30 protein-coding genes are annotated in these 26,511 nt (G+C 44.5%); 19 read left to right on the plus strand and 11 right to left on the minus strand.

Going from position 1 to position 26,511, the window contains the following annotated elements:
• Positions 1-23: 23 nt before the first annotated feature.
• Positions 24-455 carry a DUF5655 domain-containing protein gene (locus tag CKK33_RS01755; protein ID WP_143822884.1) on the minus strand — a complete coding sequence of 144 codons (432 nt, stop codon included), beginning with the start codon at positions 453-455 and terminating at the stop codon, positions 24-26.
• Between the two features lie 109 nt (positions 456-564).
• Between CKK33_RS01755 and CKK33_RS01760 the strand changes: the two genes are divergently transcribed.
• From CKK33_RS01760 to CKK33_RS01770, 3 genes are all read left to right on the plus strand, one after another.
• On the plus strand, positions 565-726 hold the full coding sequence (locus tag CKK33_RS01760) for a DUF3606 domain-containing protein (RefSeq protein ID WP_095702453.1): 162 nt from the start codon (positions 565-567) through the stop codon (positions 724-726).
• A 63-nt stretch (positions 727-789) separates the two neighbouring features.
• Positions 790-1,011: a hypothetical protein gene (locus CKK33_RS01765; protein ID WP_095702454.1), complete on the plus strand. Its 222-nt coding sequence runs from the start codon at positions 790-792 to the stop codon at positions 1,009-1,011.
• A gap of 188 nt (positions 1,012-1,199) precedes the next feature.
• Positions 1,200-1,421, plus strand: a complete 222-nt coding sequence (locus tag CKK33_RS01770) for a hypothetical protein (protein ID WP_095702455.1) — start codon at positions 1,200-1,202, stop codon at positions 1,419-1,421.
• A gap of 405 nt (positions 1,422-1,826) precedes the next feature.
• On the opposite strand, the gene CKK33_RS01775 is transcribed toward CKK33_RS01770, so the two are convergent.
• Positions 1,827-2,642 carry a helix-turn-helix transcriptional regulator gene (locus tag CKK33_RS01775; RefSeq protein ID WP_095702456.1) on the minus strand — a complete coding sequence of 272 codons (816 nt, stop codon included), beginning with the start codon at positions 2,640-2,642 and terminating at the stop codon, positions 1,827-1,829.
• 287 nt (positions 2,643-2,929) lie between these two features.
• Here CKK33_RS01775 and CKK33_RS01780 point away from each other — a divergent pair, with 287 nt between their 5' ends.
• The 4 genes from CKK33_RS01780 to CKK33_RS01795 all read left to right on the plus strand — a co-directional run bounded on the left by CKK33_RS01780 (position 2,930) and on the right by CKK33_RS01795 (position 8,814).
• Positions 2,930-4,048: an alpha/beta fold hydrolase gene (locus tag CKK33_RS01780; protein ID WP_158223374.1), complete on the plus strand. Its 1,119-nt coding sequence runs from the start codon at positions 2,930-2,932 to the stop codon at positions 4,046-4,048.
• Positions 4,049-5,157: 1,109 nt separating this feature from the next.
• A complete protein-coding gene (locus CKK33_RS01785) occupies positions 5,158-6,783 on the plus strand; it encodes a sensor histidine kinase (protein WP_095702458.1) in 1,626 nt (541 codons plus the stop codon).
• Complete coding sequence (locus CKK33_RS01790; RefSeq protein WP_095702459.1) at positions 6,780-7,535, plus strand: LytTR family DNA-binding domain-containing protein; 756 nt, start codon at positions 6,780-6,782, stop codon at positions 7,533-7,535. Before CKK33_RS01785 ends, CKK33_RS01790 begins: the two co-directional genes overlap by 4 nt.
• A 52-nt stretch (positions 7,536-7,587) precedes the next feature.
• Entirely contained in the window at positions 7,588-8,814 is a 1,227-nt protein-coding gene (locus CKK33_RS01795; protein ID WP_095702460.1) for a transglutaminase domain-containing protein, read from the plus strand.
• A 430-nt stretch (positions 8,815-9,244) separates the two neighbouring features.
• Here the strand turns inward: CKK33_RS01795 and mobC are convergent, their stop codons facing one another.
• The 8 genes from mobC to CKK33_RS01835 all read right to left on the minus strand — a co-directional run bounded on the left by mobC (position 9,245) and on the right by CKK33_RS01835 (position 15,778).
• Complete coding sequence (mobC, locus tag CKK33_RS01800) at positions 9,245-11,200, minus strand: conjugal transfer protein MobC (protein ID WP_095702461.1); 1,956 nt, start codon at positions 11,198-11,200, stop codon at positions 9,245-9,247.
• Positions 11,201-11,210: 10 nt separating this feature from the next.
• Positions 11,211-12,428 carry a relaxase/mobilization nuclease domain-containing protein gene (locus CKK33_RS01805; protein WP_095702462.1) on the minus strand — a complete coding sequence of 406 codons (1,218 nt, stop codon included), beginning with the start codon at positions 12,426-12,428 and terminating at the stop codon, positions 11,211-11,213.
• Positions 12,395-12,805, minus strand: coding sequence for a hypothetical protein (locus tag CKK33_RS01810; RefSeq protein WP_095702463.1), 411 nt, complete (start codon positions 12,803-12,805; stop codon positions 12,395-12,397). The genes CKK33_RS01805 and CKK33_RS01810 overlap by 34 nt, the downstream gene beginning before the upstream one ends.
• A 146-nt stretch (positions 12,806-12,951) precedes the next feature.
• On the minus strand, positions 12,952-13,197 hold the full coding sequence (locus CKK33_RS01815) for a hypothetical protein (protein ID WP_095702464.1): 246 nt from the start codon (positions 13,195-13,197) through the stop codon (positions 12,952-12,954).
• Between the two features lie 132 nt (positions 13,198-13,329).
• A complete protein-coding gene (locus CKK33_RS01820; protein ID WP_095702465.1) occupies positions 13,330-13,935 on the minus strand; it encodes a ParA family protein in 606 nt (201 codons plus the stop codon).
• A gap of 96 nt (positions 13,936-14,031) precedes the next feature.
• The gene (locus CKK33_RS01825; protein ID WP_095702466.1) at positions 14,032-14,292 is read right to left on the minus strand and encodes a hypothetical protein; all 261 of its coding nucleotides are present in this window, start codon (positions 14,290-14,292) and stop codon (positions 14,032-14,034) included.
• The gene (locus tag CKK33_RS01830) at positions 14,285-14,593 is read right to left on the minus strand and encodes a helix-turn-helix domain-containing protein (RefSeq protein WP_198952430.1); all 309 of its coding nucleotides are present in this window, start codon (positions 14,591-14,593) and stop codon (positions 14,285-14,287) included. The genes CKK33_RS01825 and CKK33_RS01830 overlap by 8 nt, the downstream gene beginning before the upstream one ends.
• Positions 14,594-14,869: 276 nt before the next feature.
• Positions 14,870-15,778 (minus strand): AraC family transcriptional regulator, encoded by a 909-nt coding sequence (locus tag CKK33_RS01835; protein ID WP_095702467.1) that lies wholly within the window; start codon positions 15,776-15,778, stop codon positions 14,870-14,872.
• Between the two features lie 134 nt (positions 15,779-15,912).
• On the opposite strand from CKK33_RS01835, the gene CKK33_RS01840 reads away from it, so the two are divergent.
• The 12 genes from CKK33_RS01840 to CKK33_RS01895 all read left to right on the plus strand — a co-directional run bounded on the left by CKK33_RS01840 (position 15,913) and on the right by CKK33_RS01895 (position 26,060).
• Positions 15,913-16,860: a hypothetical protein gene (locus tag CKK33_RS01840; RefSeq protein WP_095702468.1), complete on the plus strand. Its 948-nt coding sequence runs from the start codon at positions 15,913-15,915 to the stop codon at positions 16,858-16,860.
• A 67-nt stretch (positions 16,861-16,927) separates the two neighbouring features.
• On the plus strand, positions 16,928-17,821 hold the full coding sequence (locus CKK33_RS01845) for an MBL fold metallo-hydrolase (protein WP_095702469.1): 894 nt from the start codon (positions 16,928-16,930) through the stop codon (positions 17,819-17,821).
• An 81-nt stretch (positions 17,822-17,902) separates the two neighbouring features.
• Complete coding sequence (locus tag CKK33_RS01850; RefSeq protein WP_158223375.1) at positions 17,903-18,904, plus strand: carboxymuconolactone decarboxylase family protein; 1,002 nt, start codon at positions 17,903-17,905, stop codon at positions 18,902-18,904.
• A gap of 34 nt (positions 18,905-18,938) precedes the next feature.
• Positions 18,939-19,940: an aldo/keto reductase gene (locus CKK33_RS01855; RefSeq protein WP_095702471.1), complete on the plus strand. Its 1,002-nt coding sequence runs from the start codon at positions 18,939-18,941 to the stop codon at positions 19,938-19,940.
• A 27-nt stretch (positions 19,941-19,967) separates the two neighbouring features.
• A complete protein-coding gene (locus CKK33_RS19795) occupies positions 19,968-20,093 on the plus strand; it encodes a hypothetical protein (protein ID WP_255404593.1) in 126 nt (41 codons plus the stop codon).
• Positions 20,094-20,116: 23 nt separating this feature from the next.
• Positions 20,117-20,953: an AraC family transcriptional regulator gene (locus CKK33_RS01860; protein WP_095702472.1), complete on the plus strand. Its 837-nt coding sequence runs from the start codon at positions 20,117-20,119 to the stop codon at positions 20,951-20,953.
• 158 nt (positions 20,954-21,111) lie between these two features.
• Positions 21,112-22,146, plus strand: coding sequence for an amidohydrolase family protein (locus CKK33_RS01865; RefSeq protein WP_095702473.1), 1,035 nt, complete (start codon positions 21,112-21,114; stop codon positions 22,144-22,146).
• A 142-nt stretch (positions 22,147-22,288) separates the two neighbouring features.
• Entirely contained in the window at positions 22,289-22,546 is a 258-nt protein-coding gene (locus tag CKK33_RS01870; protein ID WP_095702474.1) for a hypothetical protein, read from the plus strand.
• A 3-nt stretch (positions 22,547-22,549) separates the two neighbouring features.
• Positions 22,550-23,221 (plus strand): type 1 glutamine amidotransferase domain-containing protein, encoded by a 672-nt coding sequence (locus CKK33_RS01875; RefSeq protein ID WP_095702475.1) that lies wholly within the window; start codon positions 22,550-22,552, stop codon positions 23,219-23,221.
• 254 nt (positions 23,222-23,475) lie between these two features.
• Positions 23,476-24,390, plus strand: coding sequence for an alpha/beta hydrolase (locus CKK33_RS01885; protein WP_095702477.1), 915 nt, complete (start codon positions 23,476-23,478; stop codon positions 24,388-24,390).
• Between the two features lie 66 nt (positions 24,391-24,456).
• Positions 24,457-25,401, plus strand: a complete 945-nt coding sequence (locus tag CKK33_RS01890) for an aldo/keto reductase (RefSeq protein WP_095702478.1) — start codon at positions 24,457-24,459, stop codon at positions 25,399-25,401.
• A gap of 23 nt (positions 25,402-25,424) precedes the next feature.
• Positions 25,425-26,060: an SDR family oxidoreductase gene (locus tag CKK33_RS01895; protein WP_095702479.1), complete on the plus strand. Its 636-nt coding sequence runs from the start codon at positions 25,425-25,427 to the stop codon at positions 26,058-26,060.
• A gap of 57 nt (positions 26,061-26,117) precedes the next feature.
• Here CKK33_RS01895 and CKK33_RS01900 read toward each other — a convergent pair whose 3' ends face one another.
• Positions 26,118-26,489: a helix-turn-helix domain-containing protein gene (locus tag CKK33_RS01900; protein ID WP_095702480.1), complete on the minus strand. Its 372-nt coding sequence runs from the start codon at positions 26,487-26,489 to the stop codon at positions 26,118-26,120.
• Positions 26,490-26,511: the final 22 nt, after the last annotated feature.

The following is a 26,511-nucleotide window of genomic DNA, read 5'->3' on the forward strand; positions in this document are numbered from 1 at the left end:
TCGGTGGTTCGCTTCAATTACAGCTATGATGTAACATCGTCCTGGCGTTTCTTGCGCATCAAATCGTAAGACTCCCGGATGTAAACGAATAAATCCGGCCGGATATCATCTGCCGTATCAACGCGAATGTGATTCTCGTATTTGTTGCCCACCTTAATGCTCCTGACAACCGGCTTTTCAGGATGAGCCACCGCTGAATAAAATTTAATGTCCAGCCATTTTTTCATCGGGCGTATGATGAGGAAACCAACTCTTCGGGTAAAAACAATACAGTTCGGTGTTACACCTACCAGCACTTTCTCCCAATCCGCTACTTCCGCCAGTATCTTATCAAACGCTAAAACCAATTCGGGAGATCGTCCATCGAACAAACTGTCCAGGCTGACCCGCTGACAATAATGCCGGTAATCCTTCCAGGGCAATTCCCGGTCACATTTAGGGCAGCTCCAACTCATTGATTAACTTTTTACCTGATACAACAGCAAATATGCCGGACCTGTTTCAGGGGCTCAAAACCTCTTGGAATAAATTTTGTTAATTAATAAGAAACCAAATCATTTACCTATGAGCACAAGAGGAAGCAAAGTGGAAAGGAATTCAGTATCGGATCAGCCACACGAGATCAAATATGAGGCGCATAAAGAAGGCACAAGCCAGCAGGTGATAAAAAACGCGAAAAAATCAGCGGGTAACCAACGCAGCGCCATTGAAAAAAAGGTCAAATAACATTAGCATTAAACAAGCGCGGAGCCCTGTTCATCGGTGCTTTTGCGTCTAAAATACATCATCATGAGCAGCGCCTTTGTTAAAGAAAGCGAAAACGAGCAGCTAAAAGATATTGCCCCGAATATGGCCTCCTTACTCATCTTCCTTAAAAGGGAAAATGGCGGTGCCGTTCGTGAACTGCATACCCGGTTTAGCGAAAAATATCAGAAAGAAGTGCATGAAATGAGCGATGGTCTTGGCTATATGCTCAACGATCAAGATCAATGGCAGGTGATCTTAGACTAACAACGCGGATCGAGCCATTCATCAATAGACTGCACAGCGTAATTAAACATAGCTTGAGCTTACGGAGTGTTCGAGTAAATAATTACTAGGATTGAAGATTGAACAGATCTCCGAGTCATTTTAATCCATACACAGGAAGGTATTTGTTTAGCCAAACGCCTTGAAAAGGAAAAATCATATTTATCAATATGGGAAAACACGGACTAATGATCGATATGGATGGTGTAATCTACGCCGGCGAGGAACTGATCGCAGGTGGCGATATATTTGTACAACGCCTTCTTAAAGAGAAAATCAATTTCACATTTTTATCCAACAACAGTTCACGAAGCCGTAGGGATGCGGTCGAGAAACTGGAAAAATTGGGTATCACCGGTGTTACAGAACGAAATAAATTATTATGTTTATGATTATAAATATCTTATAATCAATTTATTAAGAGAAAATAATTTTTTATAATTCATTTTTGTCGCGGATAAACCCTTATCTATAGTGATACCTATCAATAAAGAGGTGATTGATTTGGTACAAGATGCGATATCATGTTGTATACTTTTAGTATAAGGATAAAAATAGGGATAAAACGATCTTATCATTCCGTATGATCATAAGATTGTGAACATTTGCCTGTTGATTGCGGACATAAGGGAAAATAGCGTCCCCGGTTTGAAAGGCAGAAAATTCATCGCCTTTTTTAATATTTTTTGACTGTGAAAAAAACATGTTCTGTGCAAACTAAGATATAGTATAGTAAAATCTTCTTTGTCATTGTTGGTTGTATTTTGATCGGTAAGTATAATTTAAATTCTGCACCATTAAAGTATCGGCCTCATCATTTTTTTATAATAAAGGGGAGTTGTTCCAAGGGTCTCTTTAAAGTTCCTTGTAAAATGGCTTTGGTCGGAAAAGCCGCAGGCGTAGGCTATATCGGTAAGCGATGCATTGGTTTTCAATAAGATACCCAAGGATTTTTCTATCCGTAATTTTCGTATATATTCAGATATGGTGCAGCCAAAGAATTTTTTAAAATATTTGCACAGGTGGACGGGATGAACATCTACCTGCCGGGACAGCATTTCCAAAGTCAATTTTTCAGCAAATTCCGATCGAAGGATTTCTTCTGTTTCTGCGATCCATTTAGGAGCCAGGGAATGTTTGCTAAAAATTTTACAAGGGTCACCCGTGAAAATGTTTACGAGCAATTCCTCGACCGACAGCGGAGTTGTCATATCGTTTATTTTGCTTTCCAGGTTCAGCCGGTGAAATAAAATTTTAATGCTGGGATTGATGATTTCAGTGAATTTAGGCAAACTTTCAAGATTGATGTCCAGCCGACTGGCCCACGCAGGTTTGATCTCTAAATACAATGCGGCAGATTGGTTTTTGAGCTGCGGATTGTAATGCGGCTCCCCTGCTTGCTGAAAAAGCACCGTTCCGGCACCGTAGTTATACTTCCCCTTTTTATTCACCTCGGAGATTATCCCTCTTTGAATAAAGGAAAAAAAAGCATTTTGATGATAGTGCCAGTCAATATTTTCAATTTGATATTCTACCTCAGTAAGTACAATATCGTTAGCCTCCCGGCTGCTCTTGGTTTCGCCTGAAAAAAGCCCTGAGTTTAAAATTTTCATTTTATGGACACAAAAATGTAAAAAGCATACTAGTTTTAATAAGCTGAGACAAAGTATCTTACTTTTTGTCGTTCGCACTGATTGCTCGAAATTATTACACCAGTTGTACGTTTGCTATACCTGTTAATCATTAGTCGACTACTCCCTGCCATCATTCAAACGATGCTAATTCCATTCTATTTCCTTCCTAAATGCCATGTGTATATTTAACGGCATAAATAATTAGTTTGAAATTCATGGAAAAAAGAGATAACCGTTCAAAGTCTTTACATATCCGTTTTACAGGAGTGACCCGGATACTGGCAATTTTCATCAGTGTGCTGATATTGCCCAAAACTTCTACAGCACAAACGGCTATGTTTGCCGCCTGGAACGACCCCTCTCCGCATAAGGTGCAGTTCGTAACTGTTGAGAAAGGTGTAAAGCTGGAGGTCCTCGACTGGGGAGGAAACGGCCAGCCGATTGTTTTACTGGCAGGGCTTGGCAACACTGCTCATGCGTTTGATGGTCTTGCGCCTAAACTTACCCGAAACTTTCATGTGTTCGGCATAACACGGCGTGGTTTTGGAGCATCGACCATTGCACAATCTGGGTATTCTGCAGACAGGCTTGGCGATGATGTCATTGCGGTTCTTGACTCACTCAAGATAAATAAGCCGGTAATTATCGGGCATTCAATAGCCGGTGAAGAGTTAAGTTCGATAGGAACCCGGTTCCCGCAAAGAATAAATAAACTCATTTACCTGGAAGCTGCTAAACCTTATGCTTATTACGATAAACAACATGGGGATTACCTGCTGGATGCCAAAACGTTGTCGGCCGATCTGGATTCCGCGAAAAACAGTCCTTACGACATTAAGCTAATGAATGCATTAGAGGCAGATCTACGTATTCTCCAGCAAAGTCTGCATAGTACCAAACTCGTTATTCAAGCCGATATCGCTGCCCGTTCCGGACCATCTGGCGGACCCACAGAATCCGACTTGGCGAGTTTTACAGCAATGCAAAGGTTTGTGGCAAAGCAGCTTGGCGGCTTATTGCCCGAAGCGGAACTTCGTCAAACATTTAGTCAGACAACGTACGGCAAGGTAGGAGATCAAAAAACACCATCATTTGTTGGTGATTCAGTATTGAATGGAGAGCAGAAGTATGACGGTGTTAAAGTACCTGTTTTGGCTATAGAAGCTGTGCCTCGCAACACAGGTAACAAAATTCATGCGGATCCCGCTAAACTTAAGGCTGCGAACGACTTACGTACAGCCGAGATATTAAAGCAGATAAACGCGTTTCAGGCAGGAAACCCCTCGGCCAAAATAATTAAAATTCCCAATGCCTATCATTATATCTATTTATCTAACCAGGACGAGGTTATAAAAGCTATCACGGAATTTATAAAATCACGTTAGATATTCCGTAGCGGGACCGGGGGTGAGGCAACCTACCGGTGCCTTTTTTTGGCTGCACAAAAGAACAAAACCTTAGGTACCAATGGTACGGCCGCCACCATTCGCAGGGGGGCTGGCCATATACAAAGGGCAATACAGATGTGCTCACAAGGTTTCTATTTGAGCCATAAAAACTGCACTGCAAATTGCACCGCACAAAAACAACTAATTATCATAATAAATTGACTATCAATTTATTATGATAATTAGTTAGCGGAAAAAGGGCGAACAACAGCGGCAAGGAATCAAACAGTCACATGAATTTTCCGTTTAGTCAGCTTAGTCATAGCTTTCTGCAATGATGTTTATCACTGAACGATCATTTACGTATTTACCTGTCTTTTTCCAGATCATTTTCAAAGGAACGGGAACAGGAAATGCTAAAACAGGTACAAAAGGGGTATAGGAGAATCGGTCATAAAAGACCATATCCACAACTTTAAAACCATTGAGGTCGCAATTCCTACCTCCTTTATCACAATCGATAACTCTTCAAGCGTAGGAAATAAATTGTTACTACTGCACTCCATTCCATATTTAACTTACTCCAATAATTGTTATCTATCTTATGTACCTAAGTGAATGTCAGACGTAAACCTTATTTCTTATATGCCCAAAACAATACATCTCTTTTAGATAATGCGCGCGGTCAAAGAAGCAATTTAATGCTACAAGAAAAATCGATCTACAAAAAGTGCTTGAAAAAGCACTGGAAGCTTACAGGCGACCAAAAGATAAACTTTCCAGAAGCCTGCTCGCTTTTAATAATGGGATAATCAGGCGCAGATAAGAAAGGACGCTCGTCGTTCCCGCACACCTTGAATTTATCGAAATAAACTTATTCGCAATATTTAGCAACAACAATAATTTCCAGACCAAGATCCGCTTTTATGCGTTTGGGCTTAGCTCAGTGAACATTGCCATATCTTTAAATAGAATGCAAGTGAGGTTTATTAAATGCAAGCCACTTTGCTTTTGATCGTATACCGATTCACGGCGCACATCACCACATTCACATTAGTGAAAATTGATCCGTGAAAAAGTCTCATTTTTGAATTAAGCAATTCATAATGATCAAAGTCATAGTATTTTTTGTCCTTGCACTGACCTCCTTTCGGGCCGCACATGCACAGATCGACTGGTCCGCTTATTCGCAAAGCACACTTAACGGCATTGTGAATAAGCCCGCTTCGATCGGCATGATCGTTTGTATATCTAAGGATAACAATTCCTTTTGGGGAAACGATGAAAACGTAAGATATTTCAGGCAGTTATTGAAGGACACCACCTTTCTTCACGAACACTCCGGCAACATCATCGCGAGGACCACATTTGACACCGCGAGCGTACATTTCTTTATGCACGGCATTGACAGGCATAATGCGGACAACTATCAATTCCGGATCATGGAATATCCCAACCGGGTGGTCGAGCCTTGGCAACCGATAATCCGGTTTACCGATCCCGGATCTACGAAAATAAACGGTTTACCGCAAATGGCCTATATTGGGGGCTATAGAGCTAGGTTAAGCAATATGCTGGTCGTAGACGTACGAAGGATCGGCGATGATCACATAACCAGTACTGCGGTGGTCGCCTGGGTCCCTATTGTTCCTATTGTGACCAATATTTACACGTCCGATACGTTCGATGCGTTTTTGCAGCGCCTGCAATATCCCTGGTCCAATCAGGCGTTAAAAAAAACAGGAATGGTCACGCAGGATATCAAACGATCCACAGCCAATACTAATTTTATTTTTTTCCTGAAAGCGGATATCTATCACCGTAAACAGGTACAATACCAATTGATCCGCAATGGGGAAATAACGATCCCATGGAAGAATAACGACTATGACAACAGCTTTGTCTGGATCAAAGAGAATCGGCCAGGAACATACCAGGTAAATATCCGGTATGCGGTCCAGCCGCAGCATGTAGCGATCTATAATTTTGAGGTTGAACCAGCCTGGTATCAAACTGCAGGATTTAAGATTTTGATAAGTATTCTAATTGTTGCCATTGGAGGCGTTATCTTTTTTATGATAATGCTTGTGCGTCAAAGAAAAATGACAAGCCGGGAATCATCTTATAAAACAAAACTGCAACTGGAGTTAAAAGCCATTCATGCGCAGTTGAACCCACACTTTGTTTTTAATGCCCTAAGCTCTATTCAGGGACTGATCAATTCAAATGATATTCGGGGAGCAAATACATACCTGGCCGATTTCGCCAGACTGATGCGCGAATCATTAAAATTCGGTAACAAAGATGAAATACCGCTTCAAAATGAGATAGAGGTACTGGAAACTTATCTGAAACTTGAACAGTTGAGGTTTGGGTTTAATTACCGGATTGTTATTGACGAGGATTTTAACAGCTACGAGATCAATATGCCATCATTATTGCTGCAACCGCTGGCCGAAAATGCGGTTAAGCACGGCATAGCAGGCTTGAGACGTGATGGCCGTATTGGTGTCAATTTCAGCCGGAAGGAAAACGCACTAATTATCATCATTATGGACAATGGTGGCGGATTTGACAAAGAAAGCATAAGCACTGGTTATGGGCTAAAGCTTACCCGTGACCGCATCACTTTACTAAACGAGTTGAACCCTTTTCAAACTATAACCTTGCAAATTCAAAGTGATACCTCCGGTACGCTGGTTACTTTAACACTTAAAAACTGGTTTTTATGAGTATTAGCGCGCTATTGGTTGACGACGAAGAGCATAACTTAACGAACTTGAAGCTATTGCTTCAACAATACAGCCCGCAGGTTTCGGTATGTGGCATGGCTACGAATGCAGAACTTGCCCGGACGATGATTATAAATCATCAGCCTGAGCTGCTATTTTTAGATATTCAAATGCCTGGCGAAACCGGCTTTGATCTGCTGCGCAGCCTACCCAATCCAAATTTTGAAGTAATTTTCGTTACTGCCTATGACCAGTATGCGCTACAGGCCATGCGATTTGCCGCCGTGGATTATCTGCTTAAGCCCGTTAATATAAATGAACTCCAGCTGGCAGTAGGCCGCGCCATCAGGCAACGGGATTTGAAACAGGGGCATCAACAACTTAAAAACCTGATAAACCTGATCAGCAATCAGTCTGGCAAGGAAGGCCAGCGTATCGCTCTCTCCACGTTAAAAGAAACCCGGTTTGTGAAGATAAATGATATTCTAAGATGCGAATCGTCGAATAACTATACAACGTTTTATTTGACCGACGGAGACGTCCTGCTGGTCAGTAAGCCGATCTATGAATATGAAGAGTTGCTCAAAGACTTTGGATTCATCCGGTGTCATCAATCGCACCTGGTTAATAACGGGTTTATTAAAAGCTGGAAAAAAGATCACGGCGATTTTTTGCTTTTGACCAACGGCACAGAGGTTCCGGTTTCCAGGGGGAAGAGGGAACAGGTTAAAGCGCTATTGCGGATCCAGTGAATTGGAAAACAGATCGGGTATATTTAATAATCAATAACACAACATTCAGAAAATGAAAAAAGTAACATTAGTAATACTTTTACTAGGGGCGTTAAATTTTGCACAGGCCCAGCAAAAGGCAAATACAGTAACATTTACAAAGTACACGGAAGCCATGAACGCCAAGATGCAAAAGGCTGACCAGGCAAAGGACCGCAAACAGGTTTTGGAATTAATGACAACATGGCTCCGAGAATACGATCGCCAGGAAGCCGCTGAGCAAAAGCATTTTAAGAGCTATCTTTCCAACATTTATTACAACCTGGCTTGTTACCAGGCCTTGGAAAGCCAACAGGAACTGGCGGTTACCAATTTCCAGAAAGCTGTTGAAGCTGGTTATGTTAACTATGCCCATTCGCTTAAGGATAGCGATCTGGATCCCTTGCGACAAGATAAGCGCTTTAAGACTGCGCTAGCGCAAATGCGCCTTAAAGGAGATTATGGCTACATTTTAAAAACTGCAGGTGATTATCGGCCAAAGGCTTACCCTGCGTTGCCGTCGTTTACCTATCAAACCGCATCGGCGCCAGAATTGGTTACTTTCCGGAAAAAATTCAACCTCGACTCAATAAGCGGCAATGGCGATGAGATAAGCCGGATCAAGAACCTGTTGTATTGGGTGCATAACCTGATCAGGCATGACGGAAATTCCAACAACCCCGCATCCAGAAATGCTGTTGATCTCATCAATGTATGCCAGAAAGAAAACAGGGGTCTTAACTGCCGCATGCTGGCCACTATTTTAAAGGATGCATACCAGGCCGAAGGTTTTACTGCTCGAATGGTGACTTGTATGCCCAAAGATACAGCTGATTTTGATTGCCATGTTATCAACGTTGTTTGGTCTAAAACTTTAAACAAGTGGCTTTGGATGGATCCTACGAACAATGCCTATGTCAGCGATAATAAAGGTAACCTTTTAAGTATTCAAGAGGTACGAGAGCGACTGATACGCAAGCGACCCTTAGTATTGAATGCTGATGCTAATTGGAACAATAAGCAAAAGCAAACCAAAGAAAACTACCTGGACTCATATATGTCCAAGAATCTCTATTGGTTACAGTGTTCTGTTAAAAGCGAATGGGATCTGGAGAGCAGAAAAGAAAATCAATCACCAGTCGAATATATCAATTTATATCCCGGTGAATATTCTACCATCGGCAGCCTGCCCAAAAAAGCTAATAGAAGTCAGGTCATATACGCAGCTGGAGATCCAGCTATGTTTTGGAGTAAGCCCTAATTAAATAAACTTAGATATGAAATTTGTAAAATCGCCTCATTTGTCATCGTCATAAACTGTCGGGTTTAATAATAAATATCGATCAAAATTCTTTGATGTCGCAGATCGCGACATCAAAGAATAAAGCTCAGGAACTCTGTTATAGAACGAAAGGTAGCATACATATTTTCTTTCAATCCTTAAAAGGATGTTCTATCGTGATTATCCAACCACTCATCTTCGAGAGACCAGCCATTGCACCGAGCTGTTAACTCGCAGCACGGTAGCCGCCGGAACAGCTTAAGGCGATCCGTTGGACCGGGGGGAGAATCAGTGATTGATTCATTTCGAAAAAGTAGGTTGAGGTGAGCGGCCTTCATATTAAATTTACAATTTATTTGCTTCATCTGTAAGTATTTATCAATTTTTTTGAGATCAATTATTATGCAATTCACCCTTGATCGCTACATGATTTTTTTACTTCCCGGTCAATGATCGAGGCGATGTCCTGTTTGATATTTAAATAATTGGAGAGCACTTTCTCATGAGTGATCTCCCGAAGAACGGGGAGATCCTCATACGCCCTTTCCTCCGCACGAATCGCTTCGTGGTCGTTGATGATCCGGTTATGAAATATTTTCAGGTCTATAGGCTCGTCAGGATCATCGGCTACCATACCGACGAACTCACCGGATGAAAGAGTCGCGATCTTTGATGCCGGAACAGCATAATCAAGCTGCGTTGACCGGCTCACAGAGGTATCCTGGCTATTGATGGTCAGGCTTTGTTTTTCCTGGTTGATCTTACCGAACCGCTCGCTCAGTTGCCTGGCCGTATCACCGGTTACCTGGCCGGAGATCACGTTTCCCACGATATTCATAATTACTTCTGCCTGATCCCTGCCGTAATCTTTTTTCAGCTGGCTGTAATCCTGGACGGCTAGCGTTGTTGCGACCTTGTTGGACCTCGCGGTCGCGATCAGGCTGTCGATGTTGTTAAAGTAAATAGTTGGGAACTCATCAAAGATGAGATTGCACTTGAGCTTATTCTTCTGATTGACCAATTTGATCGCCCGTGCGATATACAGGCTCAACACCGCACCGTAGACCTGCTGCTTGAGCGGATTGTTCCCTACGCAGATCACTTTGGGTGCATCAGGGTTGTTCAGATCCAATGTAAAATCATTGCCGGACATGACATAATACAAAGCGGGCGAAGCCAGTCTGGCCATACTGATCTTGGCACTAGCGATCTGACCCTCCAGCTGGTCGGTCGCCTCATTACGCCAGGCGGAAACGAATGGATTGATCAGTACTTCGACCTCCGGTTCTGTCTGCAATAACGCGAACAAGTCATCATACTCCGCCTGCGCCAGTTCGATCACATGAGGTAAGGTGCAATATTTTCCGTCCTGGTATTTCCGGAGAAACCAGATCAGGGCGGTCACAAAATTGATCGGCGATTGTACAAAGAAGTCGCTTTGCTTTTTAATCCAGTCGCGGTTAAGGCCGAGCATGAAGGTCAGCGATGATTCCATCGCATCGGTGATGTCGTGCATACCCGAAGGATCAAGCGGGTTGCAGCGATGTGTGCGGGAGAGGTCTTCAAAATTAATGGTGTAGAACTTAGCCGGGGACTCATAGCAATGGCTGTATCTGCGCAAGGTATTGTAAGCGATCCGGCTGAGGTCATCATATTTAAAGTCATATAATAACATGGCGAATCCTTTCCTGATGTGCTGGGTGATGATATGGCGGATGATAAAGTAGGACTTACCGGCACCCGGACTACCCATGACCAGCGTCCCCCTGAAGGGATTGATGATATTGATCCAGCTTTTCCTGACCTCTCCTTTGAGTGTATATGTTGCCGGGAGATTGATGGCATATGGATTTTCAAGCTTTCGTTCCTCCTGTGGAAAGGTCTCATTATAACGGTTGAAGATGTCTGTGTTCAGTTCGATCTTCAGCAATCGGAATAATTTAGAACCGGCAGCGATAAGGATGAGGTAACCGACCACTGTTGCCAGGATATAAAGGCCGTTCCTGAGATCAGCCCGGCCATTTATTTTGAGGAATACACCCGATGAGCAGTAGATCATCATACCTATCGCCCCATAAGTAAATACCGCTTTGCGGGTGATCTCCGTGTCCTTTTTCCCTTTACTGCCGATCAGGGAAACGAGTAAAAGAAGCAAGATCGCAGTTTTTGCAAAAAGAACAGAACCGAAGATCGGTAGACGGGCAATATGCACCAAAACGGCGTTAACGATCTTCCAGGTCGCGCCATGATCTTTAAATGTTTGATAACAGCATAAGTACAGATGGATGATCAGCATACTTACGCTTAGCAATCGGGTAAAGTCTATGATCTTTCGTAATGCCTGTTCGTTTTCTCCGGTTTGCATAATCCTAGATTTAGAGGTTCAAACTTTTGCGTTTCTTTCTTTTAAATTGATTCAAGGCACCAAGGTCCTCCTTCTCCGGTTTAAATAGCACATTATACAATTCGGGGTTGTCGGGCGAACGATTATAGCCGGCCGTATCAGTTTGGCCAGGATGTTTACTTTTTTCTATTAATTTTAATTTAACTTCAGGAAGGAGACTTTCATAAATCTGATTGGCGCTATAAGCTTTACCGAGGTTGCTTCCATTAAAGACAACTTTATTTTTCTCATCGATGAAAGTGATGCCATAGAGTCGACCATTCTCATTTTTTCTTAAAACGGGTGTGATGTCTCTTTTTTTAAGTGCCAGTATAAAACTATTTTCCGTTTGTGGCCTGGCAATAACTTCGTTCAAGCGTTCAATTACTGATGCCCTGCTTGGTTTACGTAGCCTATCATTAAGCTGGAATTTTTCTTCTAAAGCCTTCAAGGTCGGCTTTCCGTAGATACTGCTGGCTTTGATCGGTACGCCTGTTTTATGACCCTCCGCATCAAGTATCCAGTATATCAGCCCGTTTCGGCTAAACATCCGGGACCCTTTAGCACCTCGGTCAGCTTGGATGTTATAGCCTTGTAGCACCGCGTTCAGTTCCCCGACGGTCGTGTACTTGTAAGACCTGGTCACATAATTCAGGATATTTGTAATGGATCGCTTTGTTTCTTCCACTCCATAGATAGCTGAAGCCACATTTACTTTTAGATCAGGTCGCTGTTTTTGCTGTTCTTCTGCTTTGATCAAACCATATTGATTTTCGATGGCCTTACGTGCTTTTTCCGATTCGTTTTGCCCAAGGTAATGCAGGCTGATCCTGTTCCCGTCAGCTTTAATATTGGTAGTCACGATGTGGATGTGCGGATGCCCCGCATCCTGATGTCTGTAAACCAGGTAAGGTTGGTTTTCAAACCCGATCCCTTTCATATAGTCAGCGGTGACCGCCAGGAGTAGTTCATCCGTTAAACTTTCTCCATTCCCGAAGTTCAGCGAGATGTGAACAGTATTGGTTTTGGTTCGCTCATTCCTTTCCGCCAGATCAGTTAGCCTAAAGAGCTTGTCATGGAAATTAAGCTGATCCAAATCTTTGGAAAATCGAACAGCGCCAATTATCCTGGCTGTTCCGAGACTGACCTTACGCTCGTTATAGTTGAGCGCACCGATCAGGCTTTTACCGCTTTTAATTTTTGCGACCATACCTCTGCATAATTGTTCATCTGATCCCTGATCTGCTGTATTGCTGGCTCCAATTTTCCGGTGACAATGCTTAATAGGTTCATCCAAAGTTTGGTGTCGGCATTACCATGGGCTGCATTGATACTGCGCATCGCCTGGTTCAAATTGTTACCGATGGCATTCAGTTCCTGGCGCAGGTTGACAATTTCTTCTAATAGCTCATCCATGGATTTATCCCGGTAAAACACAGTGACCGGCTTCCCCAGCAACACGCTGCGGACATATTCACTCAACTTTCTGAATCGGGTTTGCTTGAACCTATTGCTAATCTGATCGTACTCGGCCTGCTTAAATCTGGTGAGCAGGACACGGGTTAAATTATCTGCTTCTGTTCCCATTGCATTATTTTAAAAAAGCCGACTTTGGAGGCTTTTGCATTAACCCCGGCTGACTTCGGAGGCCCGGGGCAAGATTCGTTTGTAATACAAACGTACATCTTGCTGACTGCTGTAAAACGGGCAGTCTTGTCCCTGATGTTAACTTTTCAACTGCCTTTTAAGTAAGCCTTAAGGGCTTTTATGTTGAGTTCTTTAAGAGATAAATCAAGTTCAAGGGCTAATGTCTTCAACTGCTTCAAAAGTGATTTCGGAATGTAATTGTTAAACTGAACTTCAACCTCCCTCCCAACGTTCGCAGTTTTTAAAGGACTGACTTTTTGCAGAGGAGTTGGTGGTCCGGCTTCTTTAAGTTTACTGGCAAGTCCGCCCAATTTTTCTTTGTAGTCTGCCATAACATTTAATAGAATTATAGAATACCAATACTTACACGAAGGCATTTAGAATATTAGGATCCTATTGGCCTATAGAAATAGAACCTTATAATTCTCACTTTTTACCTTTATAGATTCCTATTTTTATAGGCATCAATTGCTTATCAGATTAACCAGTTCTTCAGCAAGTGATGTGATCTCCTCTTTTGCTTTCTGATCTGTCCCTTTGAGTATGCCGCCCGTAAGCGCGGAGCGTGCAATACTTACGCGGTCATGAATCTTAGAATTTAACAGCGGAGCATCCATGCCGGTTAAAAGATCCGTAATTTCTTTAGTAATGGATGAGCGGTGTTTGACCATGTTTAACACGACACCTAACTTAATACGAGGTTCGATCAGTTGCGCGTCTTTGACCATTTGAATGGTTGCCCGGATGGCCATCACATCGAAAATTCCAGCCTTTGTAGGCACCAGGATAAAGTCAGAGTTAGCAAATAATACAGGAAGTCGATCAGATAAATATGGTGGCGTGTCTACGATGACCAGATCTTGAGGAAAAAGCCTCATTTCTTCAAATTCATTCACACCAATAATTTGTAACTCGGGAAATTCTTGTCGTATATGATAAAGACTTCCCTGGAAATCAGTATCAACTAAGGCAACGCTCAGGTGATCCTGGAAACATAAAGCCAGGTTTATAGCCAATGTACTTTTGCCAACCCCACCTTTTTGGTGAGTTACTGTTATTACTTTCGCCATGATTATAATTACTTAGCGTTTTAAAATATTAATTTATTGACCACCATCGCCAAAAGTTGGGCATACATTTCTTCAAATAAGTGTGAGCCTATTTGCCTAACTACCGCTTTCCGTCCGATGGTTAAAAATCCACTCTGCAGCCAATACCTTCCAGTTCTTGTAAGGTGTACCGGCTGGGCTTTGCCAACTCAGATCGTCGTAATATTTAAAGAAAATTTGAGCCTGTTCCGGAAGACCTTTCTGATCAAAATAGATATCCACAAAATGCGGACAAGGCGGCAATTCGTAGCCAAACCCCTTTTTTCTTTCATTTGAAAGAATTGGCTTAAGCCTGCGCTTTGCTTTTCGTTTAATCATGCCCTTCCATCATTTGTTCAATTTTATCCGAGTCATAATAGGTCACCCCACCAAGTTTGGTAAAAGGAATTTGCCCTCTGTCTCTTAAATATTGAAGTTTGCCAGCTGAAATTTTGAGAAGCTTTCTCACTTCAATGGCTTTTAGCCATTTCTGACCTGAATAATTTCCAGAACTTCTTACTAATTTCCTGAATTCGGCGATTAGCTGATTCTTCATTTCCAAAAAGTCGCCTACAGTAATTAATTGATCACGATATAACCTTGCCTGATTAGCACGGTCACTTTGCATGTTTTTTTCCATATGCTAATTCTTGATAAGGCAAATTTGACCAAGGAAAATTAAAAGGCATCCACCCTTTATCCATAGGATGGTGTTTTTTTAAGAATATAAATGCTTAAAGGATGAAGCTCAATCTTCTTGTTATGGTGCATTTAGTGAAGAAGTCGGAAAAGAGAATATTCATTACCAACATCAGGTAGCTTGTCTATCGAGCCATCATTTTAAGCCATAGATACTGCTGATCACGTATTCCAGATTTCGCGCGTTCTTTCCCGCTGTGAAGAATGGCTACAAATCCTATTGATTGGAAATGGAATTTAAATGACGGTACTCCACAGGGGTTCGACCGACATGCTGCTTGAACAATCGGGTAAAATGTTGGGGATATTTAAATCCTAAACTGTAAGCAATCTCGCTTATCGATCTATCGCCACGGCTCATTTTTTCTTTAGCAAGATCTATCAGTTTAGACTGGATGTATTCCTGTGCAGTTTGGCCGGTCTCTTTTTTGATCAGATCCCCGAAATATTTTGGGGATAGAGCCAGCTCACCCGCACAAAAGGCAACCGTGGGCAAACCTTTATTCGAAAGGTTTTCTGAATTGAAATAATGATTAAGCAGGTCTTCAAACCGGGTGAGAATATCTTTATTTAAATGTTCTCTGGTAATGAACTGCCTGTCATAAAACCTTTCGCAATAGTCAAGCAATAGTTCAATATTGGTAGCGATTAGCTTTCTCGTATGTTTATCGATAGGTTGTGAAAGCTCGTAAATGATCTTTCTGAAGCATTCTGTCAGCAGCTCCTTCTCCCGGTCTGAAACGTGAAGTGCTTCCCGCACATCGTAGGAAAAGAAGTGGTAATTCCTGATCTGTCTACCTAGCGAGGTACCGTGTATAAAATCAGGGTGAAAGGCCAGGGCGTAGCCGTTCGGCTGTATTAATGCATCTCCTTCCAGCCCAGCAACCTGTCCGGGAGCAATGAAGATCAGTGTCTGTCCCTGGTAGTCATATCTGCTACGACCATATAGCATATCTGCGCATTGCTCCTGTTTAAAAAATACGATGTAAAGATCTGAAACGAACCGGTATGGCCGTATCTGGCAAGACTTTGACTGGTCTAATACGGTCACTAACGGATGATAGGTCACCTGCCCGCGTTCTTTATTGAATTGAGATACATCCTGTAGTCTGCCTGGTGTTTCCATACCGCTTGCTGCTGTGTTGTTCCATCAAAAATAGGATAAGATCGCAATACATGGTCTAAAAACAGGAATTATGGTAGGTAATACAGGAATATATATAACAGGCAAAAGATTTTTTGTTTAGAGCTTTGAATTAAATGAAACAACTGCTTATTGTCCTCTTAATTCTTTCTACTGGTCTGCATTCAGCGGGACAGATCACGCAACATCATTATGAATATGAACCGGTTCTTCACGGAGATACTATTGTTTTACCAATAACACTGATAGATGCTTTTCCCTTTATAACCGGCGAAGTTAACGGCGTTAAGGGCAAATTCATGTTCGATACCGGAAACCAGCGCGCGATCAGTATCAACGATCACGTTATAGATCTTCCTAAAAAGAGATTGGCCGGAAAAGGGATCGTTGGTAGCGGGCAAACATTTAACAATAGTATCAATGACACCATCAGGCAGGTTAAACTTGGTGATGAGATCGTGTATGATCACCTGCTGAATATAAAAAGCGGCAACTACAGTTATTTGGAAGGTATAACGCCGGATGTGATCGGCTACGTAGGTTATGATTATTTCAAGGGATATATCTTTAAACTAGATTATATTAAGCGAAAGGTTACCTTTTACAAGAACACGATCGAACGAAATAGTTTAAAAGATTTTCTGGCCGGTGAGCATGTTCTTGCTGTCATTCCATTTTTTACCCGGAAACTTCCCAATCATCCTATGGTGAAGGTCAAAATAAAAGATGTCGAACTATTGGGTGCGTTTGATACCGGACAATACGGCCTCTTGCAGTTAACCGTTGCAGATCAGAAGGAACTACAAGCTAAAAAGGCCGTGCTCGCTATCGGGGCGGACAGGGATAACACCCCTTTGCTCAACGTCCGGAATATTAACATTGCAGGCGTGTTCATGACCGATCTTAAGGGAGTAGAGTCTGCTACGCTTGGCGACACCGGTACTGTTAGAAAAGCACTGGAGATCACGGAAAAAAACCTGATCAATATCGGTTACCGCTTTTTAACCTCCTACAAAACGGTTTGGGATTATGATAATAAGAAAATATATGTGCTTTCATATTAAAATATGACGGATGGTATCCATCCTGCTTTCGGTTGAAGATGAATGAACTGACTTTACATAGAACAAAATGAAAAATATCGTTATCCTGGTAATTTGCTTATTCAATGTGATTGCGCTGGCGCAAGGACAAGATACCACCCGTATAAAGCATAAAAAGTATCAGGCAAAAGCACCGGAAACGCAGCCGTTCGGTCAGGAAGCCTTCACCAAGTCCAAGGGGACCACTATCCGCTGGCTGGGTATGGCCGGTTTCATGGTCAACAGCAGAGGCACGGTGTTCATGATCGATCCTTTGCTGGAAGGGTACGATATGCCGCTGCTGATGAAATTTCCCATACTGCCGAAACAGGTACCGCATGTAGATGCCATCATGGCGACACACAGCGATAATGACCATTACAGCGTCGAAACCTTTCGTGATCTGAAGCCGGTCACTGCTGCCTATCATTCAACGATATATGTAGACTCCCTGATGAAGAATGAAGGCCTGCCTTCATTTGGTCACCGGATTGGTGAAGCGTTCAGCATCGGTAAGGTAAAAGCTAAGCTGACCCCGGCCGATCATGCCTGGCAAAATGCCTATCCGGGAACCAGCAAGCGGCATTTCAAACCTGAGGACGCCTGCGGCTTTTATTTTTACACGCCGGACGGTACGATCTGGGCCCCTGGCGATTCCAGACTGATGCCGGAACAACAGAACCTGCCCGCCCCTGACCTGATCCTGTTATACTATTCTGAAGATGCCGAGTGGCATTTCGGGCTGGAGGGCTCAGCTAAATTGCTGAACGCCTATCCCAAAGCTCAGGTCCTGCTGGGCCACTGGGGCTTTGTAGACGCCCCCGATTTCAAACCGTTCAATGGGGATCCCGCAAGGTTGAAAAAACTTGTCGTTAATCCGGAACGCATTCACGTATTAGCGCCCGGAGCACCTTTTGTATTGAACGGAGCCAGGAAGAAGTAATGCTTTAAACGCTATCAAATGAAAACATTTAACCGGAAGAAATTGACACTGCTCATTTTATTCGCTCTAAACATCTGCACTATGAAAGCACAGGAAATAACCAACGATCCAAAAAGGTTAAACAGCCATCAGCAAACACTCGCCGCCATTTCCGCCCTTACGGCGACCGGTGACCAGGAAAAACTAAGATCCGCCCTGAATGAGGGGCTGGATGCCGGCCTCGCGGTCAACGAGATCAAAGAAGCATTGGTTCAGTTATATGCCTACTGCGGATTTCCGCGCAGCCTGAATGCTTTGGGCACGTTTCAGAGCGTTCTGGATGAAAGGGCCTCAAAAGGGATCAGGGATAAAGAAGGGAAAGCCATCATAGTGGAAAACGCCACAGCAGACAAATATGAACAGGGACGAAAAGTTCTGGAAGCGCTCACCAAAACCCCGCAGCAGAAACCGGCGCCGGGATTCGGTGAATTCGCGCCCCGTGCCGATGCCTTCTTGAAAGAGCACCTGTTCGCTGACATTTTCAGCAGCGACGTTTTGAACTACCGGCAGCGTGAGTTCGTGACCATATCGGCATTGTCCGCCATGCCGGGCGTAGCGCCGCAGCTGAAAGCCCATATAGCCATGGGCAAGAACACGGGCATAACGGATGCCCAGTTATCTGCACTGACCGGTGTGATCGAGAAAGTCGCCGGACGGCAGCAAGCCAATGTTTTAAGAGCCGCGATCGGTGAACCGGAATTGCCGGTTATGCAGCCCGATATGATGGTAAGGATCGCTGAAATAGAGATCGTTCCGGAATATCTGGAGCAGTATAACGCGATCCTGAAAAAGCAGTCGACCATTTCTATCGAAAAGGAGCCGGGCGTGATTTCCATCTTCCCGATGTATCAGAAGGATAACCCGACGGTGCTCAGGCTGCTGGAGATCTATGCCGGTAAGCAGGCTTACGATGCCCACATCAGGTCGGCCCACTTTCAGGAGTACAAGACCAGTACGCTGAAGATGGTTAAATCGCTCAAACTGGTGGAAATGGGTACAATAAACCCAGAGGCGATACCTGATCTGTTCAAAAAATTAAAGTAACACATAACAATAACCTATAAATAAATACATCTATATGGAAACACGCATTTTAGGACAGGAAAAATTAGCCGTATCCACCATCGGTTTAGGCTGTATGGGCATGAGCTGGTCTTACGGCGAAGCCAAAGATAAAAATGAAATGATAGCGCTTATCCGTTCTGCATTTGAACAGGGCGTTACCTTTTTCGATACGGCCGAAGTATACGGGCCGCTGGTCAACGAAGAGCTGCTCGGGGAAGCGGTTGCGCCTTTTCGCGAGGAGATCGTTATCGCGACGAAGTTCGGGTTTAAACCCCGGGAAAGCGACCCTGACCAGTCCCGCTGGAGTGCCATAGACAGCAGGCCCGAACATATTAAAACAGTGGTGGAGGGTTCCTTAAAAAGGTTAAGGACCGACCATATCGATCTCTATTATCAGCACCGGGTCGATCCAAACGTGCCGATTGAAGACGTTGCCGGAGCGGTCAAAGATCTGATCGCGGCAGGAAAGGTAAAACACTTCGGTTTATCGGAAGCCGGTGTCAGCAATATCAGGAAGGCACACGCGGTTCAGCCGGTAACCGCCCTGCAAAGTGAATATTCTATGTTCTATCGTGAACTTGAAAATGAGGTCTTGCCGCTTTTGGAAGAGTTGAATATCGGGCTCGTTCCGTTCAGTCCTTTGGGTAAAGGTTTTTTGACAGGAAAAATAAATGCGGATACTAAGTTTGACAGTACTGATTTTCGCACTACCGTTCCAAGATTCGAGCAGGAGAACATCAAAGCTAACATGGCCATTGTAGAATTGGTTGAATCGATCGCCCTTCAGAAGGGAGTCACACCTGCACAAGCGGCCTTAGCGTGGCTATTGGCACAAAAGCCATGGATCGTTCCGATACCGGGCACCACCAGACCGGAAAGGCTTTCAGAAAATATCGGTGCTGCAGGTATTCAGTTCACAGCGGCTGAGATCGAAAGTATCAACAAAAAGCTTGCAGGGATCAAGGTCCATGGCAACAGGTATTCTCCTGCCCAGGAAAAGATGATCGACAGGTAGGTAAGTAAATCATCAGGTACAACAAAAATGGGACTGCATATCGCTGTATCAGCAGACAGGCCAGAAGCGACTACTGCATTTTCCGGCAATGTCATCAAAACACAGGATAACAAGTATGTCATCACCATCGTAAAACCAAAGCAGTGGATGTAATCAATGATTTTAAAGTTTTCAGGGTGGAACATCTGGACGGTTATGTTCCTTCTTTCGGAAGGAAAGATCTTTATCGCATCTGTCTGATCACCGGAAAAAGCATCATTCATTATAATGACCAGCAAATTCGGATTGCCGGCAACTACCTGTTCTTTGGCAATATCAATACGCCCTATGCGTGGGAAATTGAATCGGGTGAACAGCTGGGATACAGCTGTTTGTTCACCTACGATTATCTGCTGGGGGCAGATCACGGGCAAAGCCTGAAAGACTTTTCTCCCTTTAATGCGGCCAATATTCCCCTTTACGCACTTACCAGTGAAAATCAGGTGTCAAGTGCGACTTTTATTTTCGATCGTTTGATGGAGATCAACAGTATCGATTATCCTCACCGGAGAGACATGATCAGAAGCCTTATCAATCTTCTGATGCATGAAGCGCTCCTGATCAGGCCATTGGCTACATACAGAACACATCGGATTGAACCCGGGAGAAGTTCACAACAGCTTTCAACTCGGTTCCTGAATCTTCTGGACAGCCAGTTTCCCGTCGAAAGCAAGCGCCTGGGCATTTCGATGACAACGGTGGCTGATTTTGCAGGTAAGCTCGGCATCCATCCAAACTACCTGAACAGGGCGGTAAAAAAGGACACTGGTAAAACAGTACTGAGGCTGATCAATGAACGTATCATTACCGAAGCAAAAGTGCTCCTCGAACAAACGGATTGGAGTATCTCCGAGATCAGTTTCTGTCTCGGTTTTGAATACCATTCCTACTTCGACAATGTGTTCAGGAAAGTGACCGGTTGCAGCCCGAAAGCTTACCGGGAGGGACGGGAACCCGTTCAGCATTCACCATGATCATTCGCCGTCACCGGCCGTACGAAAATAGCAAAAGGAGCAACCGCCCGTAATTAAAAGTTTGTTTCATTGCGGCCCTGAAAAGCTTTTCGCATGTGCAAAACGGTAAGGGCCCTGACTGCTAATGGTTAATTAAGTTCCAACTATTCAAAACAGAAATGATGAAAAACCCAGGATCTTTTAAGGTCATTACGATCGAAGAGCACTTCACTATCGGGGATATCTCTGCCCGGGTCATGATGTTTAATAAAAATTCGGGTAAGATCACGCCTCGTCGTGCGGCAGTACAGAAGGACCTGATGGCGATCGTCCTGCCAACGAACGATCATATAGAAGAAGTCGCCGAACAGCGGATCAAGTTCATGGATGAGGCCGGAGTGGATATGCAGGTGCTTTCCTATGGCGGAAACAGCCCCCAGAATATTACTGATAAAGATCTGGCCATAGGACTTTGCAAAAAAACAAATGATACCCTGGCGGAATTGATTGCAGCCAATCCTGCCAGGTTTTCCGGTTTTGCAACCCTTCCGGTGACCGATCCGGCTGCTGCCAGCGCTGAACTCGACCGATCTGTAAATGAGCTTGGGCTCAGGGGGGCAATGCTTTCAGGAACGCTGGAGGGCCGATTTTTTGATGCACCCGAATTCTTGCCCGTTTTTCAAAAAGCAAGTGCGCTCGGTGTGCCGGTCTACATGCATCCTGCCATCATCAATCCGGCAGTGGCATCCTATTATTATCAAAGTAACAGCTGGTCGGATGTTGCCGCGGCGATGTTCGCAACCGCCGGTTACGGCTGGCATGTTGACTCAGGCATCGCCATCATCAGGATGATCGCCGCGGGAATCTTTGACCGGTTGCCAGATCTCCAGCTGATCTCCGGGCATTGGGGAGAACTCGTACCGTTTTACCTGGACAGGCTCGATGACCAGTTGGGTAAAACGCTTACAATTGAAAGAAGGATATCGGAATATTACCGCAGCAACATCCATATCACACCTGCAGGGCTATTTTCGATCCCGCAATTGCAATATGCCATAGCAGAAATTGGTGCCGACAGGATACTGTATGCAGGTGATTACCCTTTTCTCATTGATCGAAACACCCGTAATTTTATTCTCAACGCGCCGATCGCTCATCCCGACAAGATTAAGATAGCCCATACCAACGCAGAACGACTCCTCAAGCTTTGCTGAAATAAGCTAACAAAGCTTTTCATTCAAATATGAACGAAAGCAAAGGGTTTGAAATTTGGTAGCATTGGTTTTAAACGTGTTAACAGGCAAGCAGATAGGACTTTAACTTTGAGTAACAAAATTTCATCAAACAGAAATCACTATGAATACAATTTTGGTCAATACCGTTTTAGGTAAAGTGGAAAATCTTGAAGAACTTCTTCCTCATGAATTTGCAGTGGTAGAAGGCTGGCAGAAAAGCGGCGTCCTTGCCCATCTTTTTCTGAAAGAAGCAGGTACCGGCGCGGTGCTGGTATTCAACGAAACCGACGAAGCAAAAGTACGTGAACTGATCACACAGCTACCGTTGCATACTCATTTTGAAAAAACAGAAATCATCGTTCTTGATAAAAAATTCTAATTCATGAAAAAGGTATTATTTGTCGTTACCAGTTGTAACGAAAAGGGAGAAACCAAGATCCCTACCGGGTTTAACTTAGCTGAAGTCACCCACCCGCTTTCGGTATTAGAAGACGGAGGTGTCCATGTTGATATCGCGTCCATCAAAGGAGGAGAAGCGCCCTTGGACGGATTGGAGGACCTGAACGATCCGATCAATAAAAAGTACTGGGCAGACAATAGTTTCAGAAACAGGATCGCCCATACACTGAAGCTTGAAGATGTCGATGTATCGGGTTATGATGCGATCTTCTTTGCCGGAGGGCATGGAACCATGTGGGATTTCCCGGATACGCCTGCCGTACAAAAAGCGATCCGTGAAGTCTATGAAGACGGAAAGATCGTTTCAGCCGTTTGTCACGGACCCGCAGCACTGGTCAATGCCAGACTCAGTGACGGATCCTATCTTGTAGCGGGGAAAAAGATAGCGGCATTTACAGATGACGAGGAGGAAGAAGTACAGTCAACGAACGTAGTCCCCTTCCTGCTGGCAAGTACACTGGAAAGTCACGGTGCACAGCATCAGTATTCGCCCAACTGGAGTGATAATACCGTAGTGGACGGTCGCCTGATCACAGGGCAAAATCCCCAATCGGCGTTCAGCCTTGGGAAAGCCTTGTTGAACGCTCTGAAATAAAGTAATATGAGCGTCGGTAATGATCGCATTTGCCGGCGCTTTTATCATGCTGTCACCCGATACAGGTCTTAAAGCGTCAAAAAGAAATGTTTATTTCATCGCGCCTGGTCATCGGATTGAAGAGCGGACCGGTTCGTCAACCTGCCGGGTTGTGAACACGGCCGGAAAAATTGAACTGCGGTCAGCTGATCTGTTTTCCTGAGAGAATGGTGAACTGATCCCGGATATACGGAATACCTAAATTAACCTGTGTTATGAAAAAAACAACCTCATTCAAAAATAAAGGCCTGAATATGGCCGCTGAACTACATTTTCCTGAAAGCTTTTCTGAAACGGAAAAATATCCTGGAATCGTTTGCATTCATCCGGCCGGAGGCGTAAAGGAACAGACGATTGGAGCATATGCTTCGAGGATCGCGGACAGTGGTTTCATCGTGTTGACCTTCGATGCATCTTATCAGGGAGAAAGCGAGGGTGAGCCGCGTTACCTGGAAGATCCTACAGCAAGGGTCGAAGATGCTCGTGCAGGAGCAGACTTCCTGGCTACGCTCAAATATGTAGACACGTCCCGTTTAGGTGTATTCGGCATCTGCGCCGGTGGAGGTTATGCCATCAGCGTCGCGCAGACCGAGCATCGTTTTAAAGCAGTGGCTACTGTGAGCGCCGCACCTATGGGTGAAGGCTTCCGGAATTTTCTCGGTCAGGAAACCCCGGTGCAGGTATTACTGGACATGCTGAAAAGCACGGGGGAACAGCGTAACCGGGAGGCCAACGGCGGCGAGTTGCTGTATATGCACTGGGTGCCTGAGACTACGGCCGAGATGAATGAGCAGACGCCTGACCTCTGGCGGGAGGGGCACGATTATTATAAAACACCAAGGGGGCAGCACCCCAATTCGGTTAACAAATACCTGTTCAGCGGAACGGACCGGATGATCGCCTTTTCTGCATTCGACCAGATCCCGACATTGCTTACCCAGCCTTTATTGCTGATCGCAGGAAGCAAAGCGGATACCCGAATTTTCAGTGAACAGGCGTTTGAACTGGCGAAAGGCGATAAGGAACTGTTTATTGTTGACGGTGCGAGCCATATCGCGCTGTACGATATCCCGGAATATTTTGAGCAGGCGGTGGCTAAACTGATAAACTTTTACCGTCATAAATTATAAGAAGTTAAAGGGGCCGATCCAGGCTCCTTCATTATTAATCATCACGTTAATCAAAGCAAAAGAACTATGAAACACTTACCAGCGATCGCATTAGGTACCTGGTCCTGGGGAACAGGAACTGCGGGCGGAGACCAGGTTTTCGGTAACCGGCTTTCGGCCGAACAATTGAAGTCCGTGTTTGATGCCGCGGTAAAATCAGGGCTGAATTTATGGGATACAGCTGCAGTTTACGGAATGGGCTCTTCAGAAATCATTGTGGGCGAACTTGCCAAAAGCTACGACCGACAGGATCTGATCCTGTCGACCAAGTTTACGCCGCAGGTTGCAGGCACATCGCCTGACCCCGTAGCGGAAATGCTTAATGGCAGCTTTACGCGGCTAAATACAGATTACATCGATATTTACTGGATCCATAACCCGTCGGACGTCGCCAGGTGGACACCCGGTCTGCTGCCGCTTTTAAAAAGCGGGAAAGTGAAAAGCGTCGGCGTTTCCAATCACAACCTGGAACAGATCAGGCAGGCCAACGCTATCCTGGCCGCTGAGGGATTTGGTCTTTCAGCGGTTCAAAACCACTATAGTTTACTTTACCGTTCGTCTGAGGATGCCGGTATATTAGATTATTGCAAAGCAAACAACATGACCTTCTTTGCTTATATGGTGCTGGAACAAGGTGCTTTATCTGGTAAATATAATAGCCGGAATCCATTACCTGAAGGAAGCGGCAGGGCGCAGACTTACAACCAGGTGCTTCCACAATTGGAGGAACTGACCGACGCCATGAGCGCAATCGGGGAAAGCAAAAGCGCTTCTGTTGCGCAGATCGCGATGGCCTGGGCGGTATCCAAAGGGACCGTCCCGATCATCGGCGTTACTAAGGTGCCCCAGGTGGAAGAAGCGGCAGCAGCTGCAAAGATCAGTTTAAGTGAACAGGAAATAGCTCAGCTGGAAACCCTTGCCGCTAAGGCAGGCGTAGATACCCGCGGCTCCTGGGAAGAAGCAATGGTATAAAAAATGAATAACCCGAATTTCAGATGAAGAATATATTGATACTTGGAGCGAGCGGGCAGGTTGCCCGGCTTGTGACTGAGCGGTTGTCAGAAAACAGTTCAGTTTACCTCACCCTTTATCTCCGTGATGCTTCGCGACTTCGATCCATGGAAGGAGAGCGGATCAGACTTGTAGAAGGCGATATCCTGGATGAAGAAAAGCTTCAGGAGGCGATGAAAGGACAGGATATTGTTTATGTAAATATCAACGGACAGGAAGACAGTATCGCCCGGCAAACCATCACGGCGATGCAAAACGCTGGTGTGAAGAGGCTCATATTCATTGCTGCTATTGGTATTTATCATGAAGTCCCCGGTGCATTCGGCCAGTGGAACGAGCAGATGATCGGTCCGATCCTGGAACGCTACCGGAAGGCCGCCAGCCTGATCGAAGCTTCACAACTGGAGTATACCATCCTTAGGCCGACCTGGTATACCAATAAGGATGAGGTTGATTACACCATTTCGCAGAAAGGCGAACCGGTTAAAGGGACGGAAATTTCCAGGAAAAGTGTTGCGGATCTGGTCGTGAGGCTTATTAAGGATCCACGGCTCCATGTCAACGAAAGTTTGGGTATGGAAAAGCCGGGAACGGAAGCTGAAAAGCCTGCATTTATGTAATAACCAATAGCAAACGTGGTTTATTGACCGCAGATTTGCTGAAGGCTTTGGATCCTGTTAAAAGAAATTTTTAAGATTCTGCCGGTGCATGGCTCCCCAGGCACTCAAGGCATTCATAATATCTTGTAAAGTATCGCTATAACCCGTCAGTTCATATTCTATGACTGACGGGTTATCCATCGGGTTCGTTTTTCTGAGAAAGCCGTTGATTTCTAATGCTTTCAATTCATTAGACAGTACTTTGGCTGATACCCCTTCGATTGCTCTATGTAATTCGTTAAATCTTTTTTTACCTTCAGAAAGACTGATAATAATGGGCAGACGCCACTTTCCGCCGACGACGTAAAGTGCATCGTTGATGGCTTGCAGGCTGGCTGTGCATTGCTGGGCCGATGGTATCGGCATTCTGTCATTCATCATTTTTTCCATATCACCATCTTTACTTACTAAC

Source organism: Mucilaginibacter sp. MD40 (assembly GCF_002288635.1).
Classification (GTDB): Bacteria; Bacteroidota; Bacteroidia; order Sphingobacteriales; family Sphingobacteriaceae; genus Mucilaginibacter.